General features: G+C 27.6%; 20 protein-coding genes and 1 tRNA gene. 2 read left to right on the plus strand and 19 right to left on the minus strand.

Translation table 4 applies throughout. The annotated features are described in order from the left end of the window. Positions 1-72: 72 nt before the first annotated feature. From UDIV_RS03010 to UDIV_RS03020, 3 genes are read right to left on the minus strand one after another with little or no spacing between them, the layout of a single operon-like run. The gene (locus UDIV_RS03010; protein ID WP_038103159.1) at positions 73-975 is read right to left on the minus strand and encodes an RluA family pseudouridine synthase; all 903 of its coding nucleotides are present in this window, start codon (positions 973-975) and stop codon (positions 73-75) included. A 2-nt stretch (positions 976-977) separates the two neighbouring features. Then, on the minus strand, positions 978-1,817 hold the full coding sequence (locus UDIV_RS03015) for a lipoprotein signal peptidase (protein ID WP_051749495.1): 840 nt from the start codon (positions 1,815-1,817) through the stop codon (positions 978-980). 3 nt (positions 1,818-1,820) lie between these two features. After that, a complete protein-coding gene (locus tag UDIV_RS03020; protein ID WP_038103160.1) occupies positions 1,821-2,366 on the minus strand; it encodes an inorganic diphosphatase in 546 nt (181 codons plus the stop codon). A gap of 197 nt (positions 2,367-2,563) precedes the next feature. Between UDIV_RS03020 and UDIV_RS04400 the strand changes: the two genes are divergently transcribed. Together UDIV_RS04400 and UDIV_RS04405 are read left to right on the plus strand one after the other, a co-directional pair. Continuing rightward, positions 2,564-2,923 (plus strand): S1 domain-containing protein, encoded by a 360-nt coding sequence (locus UDIV_RS04400; protein WP_156021875.1) that lies wholly within the window; start codon positions 2,564-2,566, stop codon positions 2,921-2,923. A 47-nt stretch (positions 2,924-2,970) separates the two neighbouring features. Further along, positions 2,971-3,582, plus strand: a complete 612-nt coding sequence (locus UDIV_RS04405; RefSeq protein WP_051749496.1) for a type 1 glutamine amidotransferase family protein — start codon at positions 2,971-2,973, stop codon at positions 3,580-3,582. Between the two features lie 113 nt (positions 3,583-3,695). On the opposite strand, the gene UDIV_RS03030 is transcribed toward UDIV_RS04405, so the two are convergent. The 16 genes from UDIV_RS03030 to UDIV_RS03105 all read right to left on the minus strand — a co-directional run. Next, a complete protein-coding gene (locus UDIV_RS03030) occupies positions 3,696-4,499 on the minus strand; it encodes a hypothetical protein (protein ID WP_038103162.1) in 804 nt (267 codons plus the stop codon). A gap of 197 nt (positions 4,500-4,696) precedes the next feature. Then, positions 4,697-5,521 (minus strand): Vmc-like lipoprotein signal peptide domain-containing protein, encoded by an 825-nt coding sequence (locus UDIV_RS03035; RefSeq protein ID WP_156021876.1) that lies wholly within the window; start codon positions 5,519-5,521, stop codon positions 4,697-4,699. A 367-nt stretch (positions 5,522-5,888) separates the two neighbouring features. Then, entirely contained in the window at positions 5,889-6,335 is a 447-nt protein-coding gene (locus UDIV_RS03040) for a hypothetical protein (protein ID WP_038103166.1), read from the minus strand. A 206-nt stretch (positions 6,336-6,541) separates the two neighbouring features. Next, positions 6,542-6,862 (minus strand): Vmc-like lipoprotein signal peptide domain-containing protein, encoded by a 321-nt coding sequence (locus UDIV_RS03045; protein ID WP_038103167.1) that lies wholly within the window; start codon positions 6,860-6,862, stop codon positions 6,542-6,544. Between the two features lie 361 nt (positions 6,863-7,223). After that, the gene (locus tag UDIV_RS03050) at positions 7,224-7,919 is read right to left on the minus strand and encodes a hypothetical protein (RefSeq protein WP_038103169.1); all 696 of its coding nucleotides are present in this window, start codon (positions 7,917-7,919) and stop codon (positions 7,224-7,226) included. 34 nt (positions 7,920-7,953) lie between these two features. Beyond that, on the minus strand, positions 7,954-8,202 hold the full coding sequence (locus UDIV_RS03055; protein WP_156021877.1) for a Vmc-like lipoprotein signal peptide domain-containing protein: 249 nt from the start codon (positions 8,200-8,202) through the stop codon (positions 7,954-7,956). A gap of 593 nt (positions 8,203-8,795) precedes the next feature. Next, entirely contained in the window at positions 8,796-9,503 is a 708-nt protein-coding gene (gene rnc, locus UDIV_RS03060; protein ID WP_038103174.1) for a ribonuclease III, read from the minus strand. Beyond that, a complete protein-coding gene (plsX, locus tag UDIV_RS03065) occupies positions 9,493-10,485 on the minus strand; it encodes a phosphate acyltransferase PlsX (protein ID WP_038103176.1) in 993 nt (330 codons plus the stop codon). Before plsX ends, rnc begins: the two co-directional genes overlap by 11 nt. 5 nt (positions 10,486-10,490) lie before the next feature. Next, positions 10,491-12,179: a DAK2 domain-containing protein gene (locus UDIV_RS03070; RefSeq protein ID WP_038103178.1), complete on the minus strand. Its 1,689-nt coding sequence runs from the start codon at positions 12,177-12,179 to the stop codon at positions 10,491-10,493. A 19-nt stretch (positions 12,180-12,198) separates the two neighbouring features. After that, positions 12,199-12,468, minus strand: coding sequence for a hypothetical protein (locus tag UDIV_RS03075; protein ID WP_038103180.1), 270 nt, complete (start codon positions 12,466-12,468; stop codon positions 12,199-12,201). Positions 12,469-12,575: 107 nt separating this feature from the next. Then, positions 12,576-13,199 (minus strand): hypothetical protein, encoded by a 624-nt coding sequence (locus UDIV_RS03080; protein ID WP_051749498.1) that lies wholly within the window; start codon positions 13,197-13,199, stop codon positions 12,576-12,578. A gap of 57 nt (positions 13,200-13,256) precedes the next feature. Then, a tRNA-His gene (locus UDIV_RS03085) sits at positions 13,257-13,332 on the minus strand. A gap of 60 nt (positions 13,333-13,392) precedes the next feature. Continuing rightward, positions 13,393-14,055 carry a tRNA (guanosine(46)-N7)-methyltransferase TrmB gene (gene trmB, locus UDIV_RS03090; RefSeq protein WP_038103183.1) on the minus strand — a complete coding sequence of 221 codons (663 nt, stop codon included), beginning with the start codon at positions 14,053-14,055 and terminating at the stop codon, positions 13,393-13,395. A 2-nt stretch (positions 14,056-14,057) separates the two neighbouring features. Then, positions 14,058-14,582 carry a TrmH family RNA methyltransferase gene (locus tag UDIV_RS03095; protein ID WP_038103185.1) on the minus strand — a complete coding sequence of 175 codons (525 nt, stop codon included), beginning with the start codon at positions 14,580-14,582 and terminating at the stop codon, positions 14,058-14,060. A 2-nt stretch (positions 14,583-14,584) separates the two neighbouring features. Continuing rightward, positions 14,585-17,200: a valine--tRNA ligase gene (locus UDIV_RS03100; protein WP_038103188.1), complete on the minus strand. Its 2,616-nt coding sequence runs from the start codon at positions 17,198-17,200 to the stop codon at positions 14,585-14,587. Beyond that, positions 17,193-17,466, minus strand: a 274-nt coding sequence (locus UDIV_RS03105; RefSeq protein ID WP_038103190.1) for a GTP-binding protein, incomplete at its 5' end; no start/stop codon positions are given. The genes UDIV_RS03105 and UDIV_RS03100, both read right to left, overlap by 8 nt.

Raw genomic sequence — 17,466 nt, forward strand, 5'->3', positions numbered from 1 at the left:
TCAACTAGTTGTTGGTTTTTATAAAGAGCTATAACGCAATGTTTTGTTGTTACATCTAAATAAAGTTGGTTTTTAATATCGTTCATGTTTTAGTTTATTAATCATTTCTAAGAATTCATTAGGAAGTTCATCTTTAAATTCTAGAATTTGATTAGTAGTAGGATGAATAAATTTTAAATAATAAGCATGTAAGAATTGTTCATAATCAGTTACATGTTTTCTTGAACCATATAATGGATCATTAATTACTGGATGATTGATGTGTCGCATATGAACACGAATCTGATGGGTTCTTCCTGTAATAATTTGAACAGAAACTAAAGCTGTATTAACATACTGTTCTAATACTTTAACAATTGTTTTAGCTTCTTTTGGATTTTTACTATTACCAGTTCTCATTCTTAATTTATCTTGATAACTATGACCAATCGGTTCATCAATCATAAAGTGTAAATGAGCATCATCAAATCTGTTCTCAACTAAAGCATAATAAGCTTTATCAACAGAACAGTTCATAAATTGAGCTTGGATCTTTTCTAATGCTTCTGGATTCTTAGCTACAATTAACATTCCAGAAGTAAACTTATCTAAGCGGTGAGCAATATAAAAATATTGATCTTTAAAATAGAATTTCAAAGCATTAACTAAAGTATCCTGTTCATTATAAACAGATGGATGAACTAACATTCCTGATGGTTTATAAACTACTAATAAATCATTATCTTCATAGATGATTTTTAGATCATATTCATAAGCTAAGATATTAGTATTAATTTCTTTGTTTTCTGTTTCAAGAACTTTAATTTGATCATTTAATACAACTAAATGTTTAGGTTTAGTTATTAGTTGATCATTTAAATAAACTACATTTTGTTCAATTAGTTTAGCAGCATTAGTTCTTGATATATTTAAATAACTACTTAATACTTTATCGATTCGTTCATTATTTGATTCTAAATACTTAAAAGTTTGCATCACTATTCTTCATCATCTTCATTTGATGGTTTAGGTTGTTTCTCTTTATTTTTATCATCTCAACCAAATGGTTTATTATCAACACTTACAATCTCAGTATCTGTAGATGAAGCTGCTTTACTAATTCATTCTGGTGTATCTTCATCTTTTTCTTTATTTTCTTTTTTCTTTTCTTCATTTCACTTAATAACAATATTAAGGATTAAGAAGAAGATTAATACACAGATCCCAGTTACTATATAAACATCAAAAATGTTAATAACACTATTAGCAAATCGTCAATAGTCAACTACACCATGGAAAATAACATTTCCACCCCGTTGGTTTGGATCATCACTAAAGCCTTTAATACCTACTAATTCATACTCAGGAATTGATCGGTCAATAATATTTCCCATTCCCCCAAATAATAAGAATAATAAAGGAATATAGAAATATGAATCCTTAACAAATAAGAAAGCTAAACTACCAATGATAATTGGTAGGGTTTGTAAAAAATAAACTAATCCTACATCAGCATTTCCTAATGAACCAAGGGCTACACCATTATTAATCGTAAAACTAAAAATACTACCATGATCTTTTTGATTAGTACTTACTACTAAATCAATAGCAAACTGACGTACTAAAAAACCAGATACCATTACTAATATGGCAATTCAAGTTAAATTAATTAGTTTTCAAAAAATAACTTTAAGTGAACAAATACTTAAGAAGTAATTTCGAACAGCTAACTTTTTAATTTTATTAATAGCTTTTTTAAATAAGATGTGTTGATCTAATTTATTGTTAAATGCTATTATTTTTTGTCCTAAAGAAGAGTTTTTAATTTTTGTAATCATATTTTACTTTGTATATTTTTCAGGATATTTAGTTTTCATTAATTTAACAAATTCAGCTTTATCCATTGAACCGTATTCTTTCATTAATTGTTGACAGAAAGCTAATTCTTCAACAGCTCATATATCATTCTTAAATCCTAGAATTTCTACTTTTTTGTTTTGTAAGTTTTTGTAGTTTTCAAAGAAATCTTTGATTTCAAATAATAAGTGAGTTGGAATATCAGCAAACTTGTTGATTTGACTATATCTTGGGTCACAATCAATTACTCCTAATAACTTAGTATCAGTTTCCCCGCCATCAATCATTTCCATTGCTCCAACAATTCTAACAGGAACACTAATACCAGGCGCAATTGCTTGATCAGCTATAACTAAAATATCTAATTCATCTCCATCAAAATCAAGAGCATCTGCAATGAACCCATAGTTTTGTGGATACACCATTGATCCATAAAGGATTCTGTCAACTACAATTTGTTTTGTCTTTCGATCATATTCATATTTAATATTTGAATGTTTTGGAATTTCAATTGTTACATTTAATTTCATTTCTATTGATCCTTACTTCTCTAAAATTGAAAAATTAATTAAATTATACCAATAACAATAATATAAAAAGGATAGGTTTATTTTTATGTTAAAAATTATCCAATAAATTGCATATATTGTTGCATAGAATAGATAAATATACCTATTGTGGGTTATAATTAATATTATTATTAAAAATAATAAAATAATAACAAATTATGAATAACAATAATAAAAAGTATAATGAACAAGTAAATAGTAGGATCTGTGTTTGAGAAGGTACAATAACATCTTATACTAGTAAACATGTTATAGTAACTTTACAAAATAACGAACAAGGGATTTGTCCCTTGTGAGACTTAAGTGAAGTAACCCCATTTCAGAATATGAGCCAACGGTTTCCAGTTAATGCGAAATTAGATTTTATGGTATTATTTTTTGATAAGAAGAATAATCAATACGTGCTTAGCTATAAGTTGATTCACCCTTTTGAAATTAAGAACAAAACTCGTAATTATCCAACCCTATCACATGATCGATCTTTACGTCGGTTCGTTAACGGATTAGTTGGTATTTAGTTTGTTCTTATATATATATATATATATAATAAGAAAGAATTTGTACGATGATTGTCAATAAACGGATAGGGATTTTAGTCCCACAACATGCTAATGATTTTGAAATTGCAGTTTTAAATTTAATTCTTAAAGAAGCAGGAGCTTTTGTTACTTTAGTTTCACTTGGTAAACAATTAACAATGCAAATGCAAACTTTAAATAAAATTGTGTGTGATGAATTAATTGAAAAGTGTAATTTATCAAAATTCAATTTTTTAATTTTAATTTCTTCACCTTCATTAAGACAAGAAACAATTAATAAATATAGTTTTATTATGGGTACACCAAGAGTCCCTAAAATTAACTACTTTTTAAATAGTTTCTTTGCACGAAATGAACCAAATAAATTTTTAATTGCTCTTAATAATAGTTGCTGTTTTTTAAATGAAAACGGGTTAATTGATGGTTATAAAGTGACATGTAATGATAAATTCTGTCAAATTGATAATAATTTAAAAAACCAAAAAGAAGAAATCATTGTTGATCGTAATTTAGTTACAACAAACTCATCACACTCAGCAATCAAAGTTGCATATCGTATTTTAGAACTAATTGGTCTTAAATCAGAAATCCCTGAACACCAGCTTAATTTATTCAATAAAATCCTTAAAGATGATTAAATCTTTAAGCTTATCAATTCATAATATTAAATATCAAAAGTACCTTTTTACTTAATCAAGTAAGTGGGTACTTTTTATTTGTTAGTAAAAAAGATATCAAACTATCAAATCTTTTATTGGATAAGTTGATCATCAACATATCTAATAAGATCTTTATCAATTTTAGCTATTTCTAATTTGTATACTTTACCAATTGATGGGTTATAAATACCTAAATATTTAATGTGTTCAAATGAAATTTTACGACATCTTTCATATCCTAAAACATAGTAAATTAACAATTGTAATGAATCTTCTTTTTTAGGTTCATATTTACTTACTTTTAAATCTCATAAAGTATCTTTACTTAAAAAGTCACAATCACCTGTTTGAATATTATCCCCATAACCACCAATAAAGGTTGATCCGGTTTCAATTATTTTATTTTCATCTTGAAAATATTGGATCATTTTAGTAACCATAAATCTTATGTTATTTAAAGTGATTTTGTTAACAAATCCATTTTTTTCTATCATTGATTGAAATGGAGTGTAATTTTGAACACCAGCTCGATAAGCTGGATCATATGATGCTATTTCAATAACTTTGATAATATCTAAATCACTTAAATCATTATTAAGAGAATCAATTAAACTTTTAACATATTCAAATTCATTATTATTTTCTATTCCATTAAAAAGATTATAGTTATCTAATATCATTGCCCCTTCTAGTGCTACAGAAAAAAGACTTTGTGATACTTCTTTGTTATTTAATCTAAATAAATAATCTACAGCTAGTCCAACTAATGATGGGTGAACATTTTCACCAGATCTGTTAATTGGTTCATACATTGAATAAACTTCAAATGATTTAATTGGTAAATAACCATTCTTAGGTTGTTTTGTTTTTCTTACAACTGCTGTAACACTTGACATAATAACTCTTCCTAAAGTAATTAAGAAATAATAGATCTTAATAATATTTAATTTTATTATAAAGATTAATGAATAGTTAATTAATTGGTTTATATCTAGATAATAAAAACAAAGCAAGCTTTAAATAACTTACTTTGTTTATGGATTAGTTTGGATTAAGAGTTTGTGATTTTAAAAAATAGGTGGTTGTTATTTAATTAGAATAGTTTTTCTTCTTCTTTAAGTGTTAAATTAACTTTCTTTAAATCTTCAAATACTTTTGCAGCCTTAGGTTTTGATCCGTCGCTATTGTCTGAAATTTTGACTGCTATCACATTATAATTTTTCTTTGGTTCAACTGATTTAAAATATACTGCAACATAGCCAGATATAATTTTTTCAAAAGACGAAGTTATTTCTGCCCCGCCCTCTTTTGGTTTAAGTACTAATTGTGCATATTTGTTATCTGCGTTTTTAATATAAACATGTAATATATATTTATTTTCAGATTCTTTTGATATTTTTGTACCTGAGTAGATTGTTACTTGTGCATCTGATGCATCTAATTTAGCAGTGCCAGTTGCAGAATCTGCTTGTTGTTTTCCGTTTTCTGCTTTAGGTGTTGATGGGGCATCTGACATTTGTTTAGATTCAATATTTGTTTTTCCATCAGTTTTTGGTGTTGTTTGTGTTGGGCTTTCACTTTGTTTCACAGCTGGTTTTGTTGGTTTGTTTTCCATAGTTTTATCAGCTGCAGAACCTGTCTTATCATTAGTTTTATTGACTAAAGAACTATTGTTAGTTCCTTCGTTTGTTTTTGAACTACTAGGGTTATTGTTTGTTGAACCTGAGTTCATTTTATCTTCTTTTTTAGTTGTAGTTTTAGTTGTAGAACTTGAAGATTGTTGGGTGTTAGTTTGTTTTTGTTTAGATGGTTGAGATGTTTTGTTGTTGCAAGCTGCAGCAATAGCTACAACTGATGATCCAACAAGGATCGTACTTATCATTAAGATAAGTCCTTTTTTATTTATAAATTTGCTCATATATTAGGATACTTTCTAGAATAAAAAAATTGACTTGTGCATAATGCAAAAATCTATTTATTTTAATACCGAAAAAATAAATACAAGTCTTATTTTATATCCTAATCGTTAAGATTCAATTAAAGTGTTTTTAACTTTATTACTGTTTTTTAGTAATCATAATTACTTTAATTAATTAGTATAGAAATAAAAAAATAAACCCATAATACACAACAACATCTCATATTGTGTTTGGGTTTATTTATGTCTATTTTTATTCTAGGTTTGGATTAAGAATTTATGATTTTAAAAATTGGGTGTTTTGTTATTTTTAAGTGTTAAGGAATTAGTTTGAAATTTAATAAGGCTATCAGAATCGATCCGTAAATTAGAATGAACTATTGCTTTCTCTATAAACGAATTTATATGCTTTAGTTTTATCAGATAGTTTAGCAAGTTTTGGATTTGTACCATCCTTGTTATCAGAAATTTTGATCATTTCTACAGTATATTCTTTATCTGTTTTAATGGCATTAAAATCAACAGCTACATAATTTGAATATACTTTTCCAAATGTCGAAGCTACTTTTTCGCCATCTTTTTCTTTTAGAACAACTTGTACAAATTTATCATTTGCTTTTTGAATTGGAATATTAAGTGTTCATTTATCAGCAGCAGGCTTGCTTAGTGATGTACCAGGATAAATATCAACATAAGCATCAGATTCTTCTAATTTTGGAGTTGCAGCATCTGCAGTTTTTCCAGAGCTATTTGTTGTAGAACCATCTGTGGTAGAACCTTGTGTTTTTGGAGTAGTAGCACTTCCACTTTCCATCGTTTTTGGATTATTTTCTTCAGGAGTGGTTGGTGCTTTATTTTCACTTTGTGTCTTAGGTGTTGTAGGAGTTTCTGCTTTTGGTGGATTAGTATTTTGATTTCCGCTTTGTGTAACAGGAGGTTTAGCAGTTTGTTTATCAACACTTTGATTTGGTTTTGAACCAACTAAGTTATTTTTATTCTCATTATTTTTTGAACCAGTCTTTAATTGGTTTTCTGCTTTTGAGTTTGACCCTGTTGTTGAGTTACCATGATTATGGTTAGTGTGGGTGTTAGTATTGTTTGTTTGTTTGTTTGTTTGTTTGTTTGTTTGTTTGCGGCTGAATCCATTGAATTCATTTTTTCTTTTTGTTCAGTCATTGTTTTTACTGTTGAACTTGAAGATTGTTGGGTGTTAGTTTGTTTTTGTTTTGATGGTTGAGATGTTTTGTTGTTGCAAGCAGCAGCAATTGCTACAACTGATGATCCGGCAAGGATCGTGCTTACCATTAAGATAAGACTTTTCTTATTTATAAATTTACTCATAATAAAATACTTTCGGGAATAAAAAATTGACTTATGCACAAAGCAAAAATCTATTAATTGTAATACTAGCGTTTAAATAATAAGGTTGTTTTATACCATTAAAAAACATCTTTTATTAATAGTTTTTTTATAGGTATCACAAAATATGTAGCTTATGTATTTTAGTTTTTTATCTATATAAAAAATTAATGTTAAATAATCATCTAGATATAAAAAAAACCCGGGCATAACTATGGTAATCCATAATTGCCCAAGGTTTGTTTTGTGATTAATTTCTTTTGTGTTCGGATTTAAATATATGATTTAAAATTGGGTGTTGGTTTGTTAGATTAGTCTAAAGCGATTATTTTCAGATTTTGTATTAAAAGAATCTTTCTTCTTCTGTGTATTCTAACTCTAAATTCTTTAAAGTGTCTGATAGTTTAACAACCTTAGGTTTTTGATCATCTTTATTTTCTAAAATTTTAATAGCACTTACGCTATATTTTTTCATTGCTTCTACACTTTCAAAGTAAACAGCAACAAAACCTGAAATAATTTTTTCAATTGTTGAACTAATTTCTGAACCTTTACCATCTTTTGGTTTTAGGATAACTTGTGCTCATTTGTTATTTGCATCATTGATGTTCACTTGGAGTATATATTTTTTCTCAGATTGTTTAGTTATTTTTTTACCATAAATTACAGCTGTAGCGTTTGATTCTTCAAGTTTTACTGGTTCTGAAGGTTGTGCTTGATTTTTAGGTGCATTTTCTGCTTCTTTCCCAGTAGCTTTTGAATTATCTGTTTTAGGTGCAGTCTCTGCTCCATCCACACTTTTATTATCAGTTCCGCTCTTAGGCGCTGTTTGTGCTTCTGTCTTAGGTTGATTAGTTGTTTGATTTCCGCTTTGTGTAACAGGAGGTTTGGCAGCTTCTGTTTGGTTGCTTTCTTTTGCTCCTGGGTTTGCTAAGTTATTTTTATTCTCATCAGTCTTTAAACCAGGTGAGTCTTTTTTAGTTGTATTGCTTGTTGAACTGTTATTTAGTTGTTCATTTGGTTTTGAGTTTGACCCCATTGTTGAGTTGCCATGATTATGGTTAGCATGGGTGTTAGTATTGTTTGTTTGTTTGTTTGTTTGTTTGTTTGTTTGCGGCTGAATCCATTGAATTCATTTTATCTTTTTGTTCAGTCATTGTTTTTACTGTTGAACTTGAAGATTGTTGGGTGTTAGTTTCTTTTTGTTTTGATGGTTGAGATGTTTTGTTGTTGCAAGCAGCTGCAACAGCTACAATTAATGATCCGGCAAGGATCGTGCTTACCATTAAGATAAGACCTTTTTTGTTTATAAATTTGCTCATATTTTAAAATACTTTCTAGAATAAAAATTGACTTATGCATAATGCAAAAAATCTATTAATTATAATACTAGTAATTAAATAATATGTTTGTTATATACCAACAAAAAGTAAGTTTTAATAACTTGATTTTTCTTTATATCACAAAATATGTAGCCTAAATACTTAATAATAATCTCTAACTAAAAATATTATAAAAGGGTACTTAAATTAAATGATTAATAACTTTGTATACATAATATTCTAAACCATAGAACAGGATAAGAAAAATTATGCAAAAATATGTTGCTTTAATTGATGAAGTATTAGAGAACAGAATTCAAGAAAAATGATTTGAATTCTGTGATGATTTAGCTGCTATAAACATCCCTTTTAATCTATCTACTAAATAAATCAACTATAGATCTAATAAGGATGATTAAATCATCAAGAGCAAATTTAAGTACTATAAAAAACAACTTATTAACTATTAATTAGTTTTATATAAATTTAATTAAATAGAAATAAAAGTCCGCAGCAATGCTGCGGCTTCTTAGTTTTGTAAAAGACATTTATTTTAATATTACTAGTTAATATTTAAATAAATACCATCCACATTATTTTTTACGGATTTTTTCAAATGCATCTTTAGCTGCTTCATACTCAGCTTCTTTTCGATTTCTACCAGAACCAATTCCATACACTAATCCATTTCATAATAAATGAATTGTTTTTTGTTCTGGAGTGTTTTCAATTAAGATGTAGTGAATATCACTTTTAGAGATCTTTTGCATCTCTTCTTGGAAAATTGTTTTATAGTCTTTTTCGGTATTAACAAGACCTTCATTATAATATCTAATTAAGGTTTTATCTAAGATCTTAATAACCTTTTTAATTCCTTGATCTTGAGCAACAGCTCCAATAAAAGATTCAAAAACATCTTCATGAATTTTGCTTAAATTGATGTTGCAAGTATTCTCAAACCCATGACCAACTAAAATTACTTTATCTAAACCTAATTCAACAGCAGCTCGTGCTAAACTCTCTGTTTTAACTAGTTTACTTCGTACCCGAGTCATTTCCCCTTCATCAAGTTCGCGAAGTGAACCTTTATTAGTTTGGATTTTACGAGAATAAATAAAGTTACTGATTACTCAATCAATACAAGCATCACCTAAGAATTCAAGCCGTTGGTATGAACGTGTTGATTTAGCTTCATTAGCATATGATTTATGAGTTACAGCTTCAATATAAATTGATAATGTTTTAGGTTGGATGTGTTCACGCTTTAGTAATTCTACTAATAGTTTCTTTTTATTTTCCATAGTGTTGTTCTAAATCCTTTGTGATTGTTTCTAAAACATTATTTTGAACACTTTCATAAAGCATACGTAATGCACTCATAAATTGTAAATAATCCGCACTCCCATGGGTTTTAACTAATATTTTTTTAGTACCAAGCACAAATGCTCCAGCATTGTTCCGATAATCAAATATCTTCTTTACTTTTTTAAAAATTGGCAAACTAAAAAGACCAGCTAAAAAATATCTTTTTTTCTTATATTCTTTTTTTAAGAAGTTACCTAAAGATAAAGCAACCCCTTCCATTGTTTTAAGAGCAATATTACCAGCAAACCCATCAGTTACTAAAACATCAACTTCTCGTTCAACAATGTTTTTAGGTTCGATAAACCCTTTATAGTTTAATGATGAGTTTAATAAAAGTTTGTGTGCTTCGTGATGATAACTAAACCCTTTATGTTCTTCAGTTCCTATATTTAAGATTCCGATCTTAGGGTTTTCTACTCGGTTTTTAGCAATAGCAATTGCCATTATTGCAAAATTAAATAGATCTTCTCCATCAACTTGTATCGATGCTCCCACATCTAAAATATTCATTCCTACTTGATCCATTGTTGGGACAAATGGCATAAAAGCTGGTTTTTTAATATGATCTAATAAACCAATAATAGAATAAGCATTATAAACAAACACAGCAGTGTTCCCTGCTGTTAACATTCCATCTACATCACTATTCTCTTTTAAATAGTTTAATCCTTTGTGCATTGATGATTCAGTTTTTCTACGAGCAGAGATAACTGTATCTTTTTGATCAATAAAAGTTGTTGTGTGAATAATTTCAAACTGATGATTATTTAATAAAGGTTTAATCTCTTCTTCATTACCTACTAAAACAATCTCTACATCTTGATGGGTTGTTTTAAAATCAATTGCAGCTTTTATAGCATGAGATAATTCATTTTCATAACCCATTGTATCTAAAACAATTCGCACTTTTTTATTCATCTTATTTATTGCACCCCAATGTAGTATTGATATAATTTTTGCCCTGTGAACTCAATGTCACAAATTAAACCATATTTCTCAGAAACATATTTTTCAATTTGTTTAACATCTTCTAAGTTAGCATTAATGCCATAGAAGATGTAACAAATTGCTTTATGTTTAGAAACACTAATTAATAAATCAATTGTTCTTTTAAGAACACTAAATTCTTCTTTATTAGAAGCTACAACTTGTTTGTTAATGATACTAATTGATTCACCTTCAGTAACTGTGATATGAGTATAATTAACACTTTTAGCTGCTGTTGAAACTAAAGCACTATGTGATTTCTTAATTGCTTTATTCATTGATTTAACATTTGCTTTAAATTCTGATCGTTCATCAAAATAAGAAATTGCTAATAAAGCTTGGAAAGCATTGTTTCCAGCTACAACTGATGCAATAACCCCATTTTCAGCAACTATTTTAGTAGCTTGTTCAGCTGCTAAAACTAAATTTGAATCATCTGTGATAATAATCACATGTGTTGCATTAGCTTGGTTGATTTTATTAACAAAGTCTTGAATTGATGGTGTACCATCTTCTTCAGTAACAATTACTTGTTCAATACCATACTCGCTAAGGATTCTTTTTTTGAATTTACTTGATGGAACTGTAACAACAATTTTTTGTTTAAATTCTCGTTTTGTTTCGCTGTTATATTCTTTATAGTTGATACCACGACGTTGTAAGTTTTCATAAAATTGATTAGTCATGTTTTCAAACTTGACTTTATCAAATTCACCATATTTTTGAGAAACTTGTAAAAGTTTGTGTGGTCTTGTTGTATGGATGTGAACTTTAACAAGATCATCATCTTGAACAACAACCATACTATCACCAAATTTAGATAGTTCACGCTTATAAGATTCAATATTAAAGTAATGTTTTTCAGGAGCATCTGGTGTGATCTTTTTATTTAGTGACATAATGATTTCACTACAATAACCAAATCCTTCTTCAGGTTCATTATTAAAACCAATGAAGTTGTTTAAATCAGCTGCTTTATTTGAATTCTTATTTGAAACTAATACACTTTCATCAAATCGTCCACTTAATTGATCACTCATCCCCTTAAGTAAACAAACTAAACCATACCCACCTGAATCAACAACTCCAGCTTCTTTAAGAGCTGGTAGCATATCTGGTGTTTTTTCTAAAGTATCCTGACCAATAGCTACTGCAAAATCAAATAATTCATTAGCAGTTTCAAATTCTTCATTTACTATCTCTTCACTAATGACACGAATAATTGTTAAGATTGTTCCTTCGATTGGAGTAGAAACACTGTTGTAAGCATGTTCTTTAGCATTAACAAAAGCTGCTTGAATTTCTTGAATACTAACTTCTTGTGAATCAGTTGCAAGTTTTTCAAAAAAACCACGGAAGATTTGTGACAAAATCACCCCAGAGTTTCCTCTAGCGTTCATTAAAAGACCGCGACTATATGTTTTAGCTAAGATAGCAAAATTATTGATTGTATCATTTAAAATACTACTAATTGCCCCATTAGCTGTTGTTTTCATGTTTGAACCCGTGTCACCATCTGGCACAGGGAAAACGTTTAAGTTATTAATGTAGTCAGATTCTAATTCCAAAGCTTTTGACCCTGCAATTAGCATTTGTTTAAACATTTCTAATTTAATTGTTTTCATATAATATAACTTTCAATAACTAAAAATTAATGACAATATTAATAATTACAGTATCGTCATTTAGTTGATTAGATAGCTCATAATAAGCTAAACTTCTTGCTTCTTCAGCAACACCAACAATGTTTAAAATATCCTTACGAATTTCAATGTTAACAACGAAGTTATTTTGGTTAAAATCACTTTGTTGCTGATCAATTTCAACGCTGGCAACTCCAGGCACTTTTAAGATAGCTGTTTTAATTAGTGATGAGACTAACTTTGTGCTAAATTTTGTTTTATTTTTTCTCATAAAATCCTAGCCGATTGTTAATAAAACCAGATTGTTATAACTAATATTATATTATAAAGCACAAGCATTTATTGAAACTAAAAAATAAACAACTAATTAAAATCTAATTAGTAAGTTATTTTCTTTTTATTATATTGTTGTTTTAATAAGTAAATTGCTGGGAATAAAACTAAACCAATAGCTAAATTAATTCCCATTGAAACAAAGCTAATTGGAGCATTAAAACTAAATGAAGCAATTCAAGATACTTGATAAAATAATACCCCTTGAATTGCATAAAAAATTCAAACCAAAATATAACTAAAAACTGAAAACACAACAATCAATCCATAATTAATAATTGGATTTATTTTTTTATGTTCTGGTTTATTAATTAACTGTTCAATTAAATCTAAAAATAAAAAACTAAAGAAACTATAATGAGGAGCTAAATAACCAAAAAATGGTTCAGCACTAAACCCAAATACTAACATCAATAATGGAGCAATAATAAAAAAGAAGAGCTTATAATAAAACGAATTTATAGCATAGATCCCAACACAAAAAACTAACATTTGTAACTGTCAAGAATGTGACGCTATAAAATCAATGTTTTTAGTTAAGATTCTAGCTACAAGAAATAAAGCTAAAAAAATAGCACTTATTACTAGTTGTTGAATGTGGTGTGAAGTTGATTCTTTTCTTCAACTAAAATAAGTTTTAACAATCTCTTTTTTTTGTTGTTTTTCCATAATGCTATATTATACTAAAAAGAAAACTACCCTATAAGGAGTAGTAAATAATTTAAATGGGGCGATTAACGGGATTTGAACCCGCGCGTACCTGAGTCACAGTCAGGCGTGTTAACCACTTCACCATAACCGCCATAACCATACAATTATAACATTTTTAGCATATAAAAAGCAAACTAAGTTATTTATATAACTATAAGTATCTAAAGATTACTTTTTTGATCCTAGTATTTAAAGCAACAAATTTCTTTTCATACTCTGTTGCTATATTATTAATTAATTGTTCATTATCTTTTAGTTGATATAAGTTATAAGTTAAAAATAAAATTTCATAACTTTGTAGATCATTTAATAAAACTTCATTAATAGTATAAGCAAACAATCCTTCATTATCAGTTTTAAACTCAATAACTCCATCTTCTTTAAGAACGTATTTAAACTTAGCTAAGAAGCTAGGATGAGTTAGTCTTCGATTGGTGTGTCTGTTTTTAGGTCATGGATCACTAAAGTTTAAAAAAATTTTAGAAACAGAAGCTTGATTTAATAGTTGATCAATTAAGTTAGCATCATATGCTAACATCATTAAATTATCTAAATTATGTTTTAAAGCTTTTTTGTGAGCTTTAACAATTACTGTTTGGAACTTTTCAATTCCTAAATAGTTAATATTAGGATTTTTAATTGCATTATTAATAATGAAATCCCCTTTACCCATTCCTATTTCTACATATAATGGATTATTAGGGTTAGTAAAACACGCTTTTAAATCAGTTTTTAAAAGCGATGGATCTAAAACTATATATTTAGTTTGCTTAGCTAAATAATCTTTAGCATTTTTGTCATTTCTTAAACGCATTATTATTCAAATTTCTTGTGAGGTTCATTAGTTAATAAGCCAGCAAAATTATATGCTCTAGCTAGTTCATAAATACCCATTGAAACAGAGTTAGCTACATTTAAACTTCTTAAATTAAAACTAGTTGGGATTCTTATTCATTGGTTTGGAAATTGTTTTAAGATAGCATGATCAATTCCTGTTGATTCTTTACCAAAGACTAAATAAACTTCTTGGTTTGTATAGTCTGGATATTTAACATCAGCTGGAGTGTTAGATCCATACCGAGTATAAAAGAAAATATTAGTACTATCATTACTAATTTGATTAATTGTTAAGAATTCATCAAAATCATCATACTGAGCTAAGTTTAAAGTATCAATGTGATTTGTAGCTGCTCTTATAAAATCTTTATGGAATCGGTTTTGATCTAAAATAAAACCATATGGTCTAATTAAGTGTAGTTTAGCATTAAAACCAACACAGATCCGAGCAATGTTGCCAGTATTTAAAATAATTTCTGGTTCAAATAAAACAATATGAATCATTACTAAACCTTTTTTTCTATTTCTTTTAAATGAATTAATAAAGCATTTAATTCTTGTTTAAAACTAGCTAGTTTTTCTTGTTCTTTAGCTATTAAACTAGCTGGGGCTTTAGATGTAAATCCTTCATTATTTAACATTCTTTCTGCTCGTTTAATTTCATTCTCTAAGAATGTTTTCTTATCATTAACTTTTTTAAGTTCAGCTTCTAAATCAACTGTTTGTTTAAAATTAGATCCTAATATAAAGTTAGCAAAAACAAATTTATAATTATAATCAATTTCTTGATTAGTGAATTGATTAATAACTACATTAATTGATGATAATAACTTAGTGATTACAAAACGATCTTTAGAATAATCAACTGAACTGATTCAATCAAAACTAATTATCTCTTTATTAGTAATATCATTTTCTAATCTTCATTTTCTTATTGATAGAATTACTTCCTGTAATTCATCAATTAATTTAGTATCAATATTAAATTCTAAATTAGGATATGTTTCTAAAAGAATTGATTGATTAGTGTCATTAATACTTGAATATAATTCTTCACTAATACAAGGAGCAAAAGGATGTAACATAATTAAGATTTGATTAAAAACATATCTTAAAACAGCTTTTGTTTCATCTACTATCTTTTCTTCTTTTAATAAAACTTTTGTATATTCTAAATAATCAGAAGCAAATGTGTTTCAGATGAAATCATAAAGATCTTTAGAAGCTACTACTAAGTTGTATTTATCCATATTCTTTTTGATTTCAACTATTAGTGTTGATAGTTTAGCTAAGATTCATTGATTAACTAAATTTAGTTGATCAAGTTTAGTTAGATCTAGTTTGTAATTACTAAATTCTAAATCATTAATATATCGACCAATGTTTCAAATCTTATTTAAGTAGTTTCAATTAGCACTTAGTTTTTCATCACTAAAGTTGAGATCTTCACCAATTGTTGTTGATGAAGCAAAGAATAGTCGCATTGCATCTACTCCATATTGATCAATAACATCAAATGGATCGATTCCATTATTTAATGATTTAGACATTTTTCGACCTAGACTATCCCGAATTAAACCATGGATTAAAACATCATTAAATGGTTTTTGTTTAGTTAGATATTGAGCGAAGTTCATCATTCTTGATACTCAGAAGAATAAAATATCAACGCCAGTTACCATTAGTGCTGTTGGATAATATTTTTTAAAAAATGCATCATTTTGTTCGTATTTAGTAGTGAAGATTGGTCAGATTCCACTAGAGAATCAAGTATCTAAAACATCTTCGTCTTGTGTTCAGTTTTCTAAATCAGCTGGTGGGTTGATGTCACAATAAACATCATTAGTTTGTTTGTGATAGTAAACTGGAATTTGGTGTCCTCATCATAGTTGACGAGAAATACATCAATCTTCTGTTGATTCTAACCAAGTCATTAATGTTTTATTAAATCGGTTTGGATAAAAATCAACCTTTAAATTTTCATCTAATTGTTGTTTTATTGTTTTTTTAACTAATGGATCCATTTTAATGAATCATTGTCAAGATAAATAAGGTTCAACTATACTATTAGTTCTTTCACTAAAACCAATTGATGTAGTGTAGTTTTCAGTTTTAATTAAGCTACCATTTGCTTTAAGTTTTTCTACTATTAACTCTCTAGCAACTAAACGATCTAATCCTTTGTGTTCAGCACACATTTCGTTTAGTGTACCATCATCATTCATAATATTAATTAATTCTAAATTGTGCTTTTTAGCTAATTCATAGTCATTAAAATCATGAGCAGGAGTACATTTCATAACTCCAGTACCAAACTCAACATCAATATAATCATCTAAAATAACTGACATATTAACTTTATTTAATGGGTTAATAAATGTTTTGTTAAATAAATGAGTATATCGCTCATCGTTTGGGTTCATTACTAAATGTTTGTCCCCATACATTGTTTCAGGTCTTGATGTTGCTACTATTACACTATCTTTATGATCCTCTGTTTCATATTTAATGTAATAAAGTGTTTGGTTTATTTCTTTATGAATTACTTCAATATTACTAATTGCTGTTTTAAGTTCAACATCTCAATTAACAAGCTTTTTAGCTCGATAAATAATATTGTCCTTATACATTTGAACAAAGATCTTTTTAACTTGATCAACTACATAACTATCTAATGTAAACATATAGTTTGAATAATCAAGTGATAAAACAAGAGCTGATCATTGTTTTTTAATGTATTCAGCTTGTTCATCTTTTCAATCAACTAACTTCTTTAAAAAAGCTTCTCTTCCTAATTCAAAACGATTAGTTTTTTCATTTTCTTTTAAGATCTTTTCATATTTAGTTTGTGTTGCGATTCCAGCATGATCAGTTCCTGGAATAATAAAAGCATCATAACCTTGAAGTTTTTTATATCGAACAATAATATCGGGTAAAGTAAATCCATAAGCGTGACCAATATGTAAATGTCCTGTTACATTTGGTGGAGGAAGAACAACTGCAAATGGTGGTTTATTAGAGTTTAAATCAGCTTTAAATAATTGTTGTTGGTTTCAAAAATCAAACTTGTTTGCTGCAACAAGTTGGTGATCATATTTTTTTAAAAGTTGACGTTTACTCATTGCTTATCTCTTCCTTATTAGCTTCTTTTTCTAATTTGATCTTTTGTTTATGTTCTAAAACAACTTTTTTAATGATTGAAAATATTTGATCAATATTTGTCATTTTATTAGCACTACAATAAAGTAAACGATCAACACTAATATTTAAAAATTTAGCAATCTTGTGCTTATTATTATCATAATGAGATTTAGCTACTTTATCAGCTTTATTTAAAACTACAAAATGAGCATAATTTTGGTTTTCAAAATAACGAGACATTTCCACA

Origin of the sequence: Ureaplasma diversum NCTC 246, assembly GCF_000731915.1 — a bacterium.
Classification (GTDB): domain Bacteria; phylum Bacillota_I; class Bacilli_A; order Mycoplasmatales; family Mycoplasmoidaceae; genus Ureaplasma; species Ureaplasma diversum.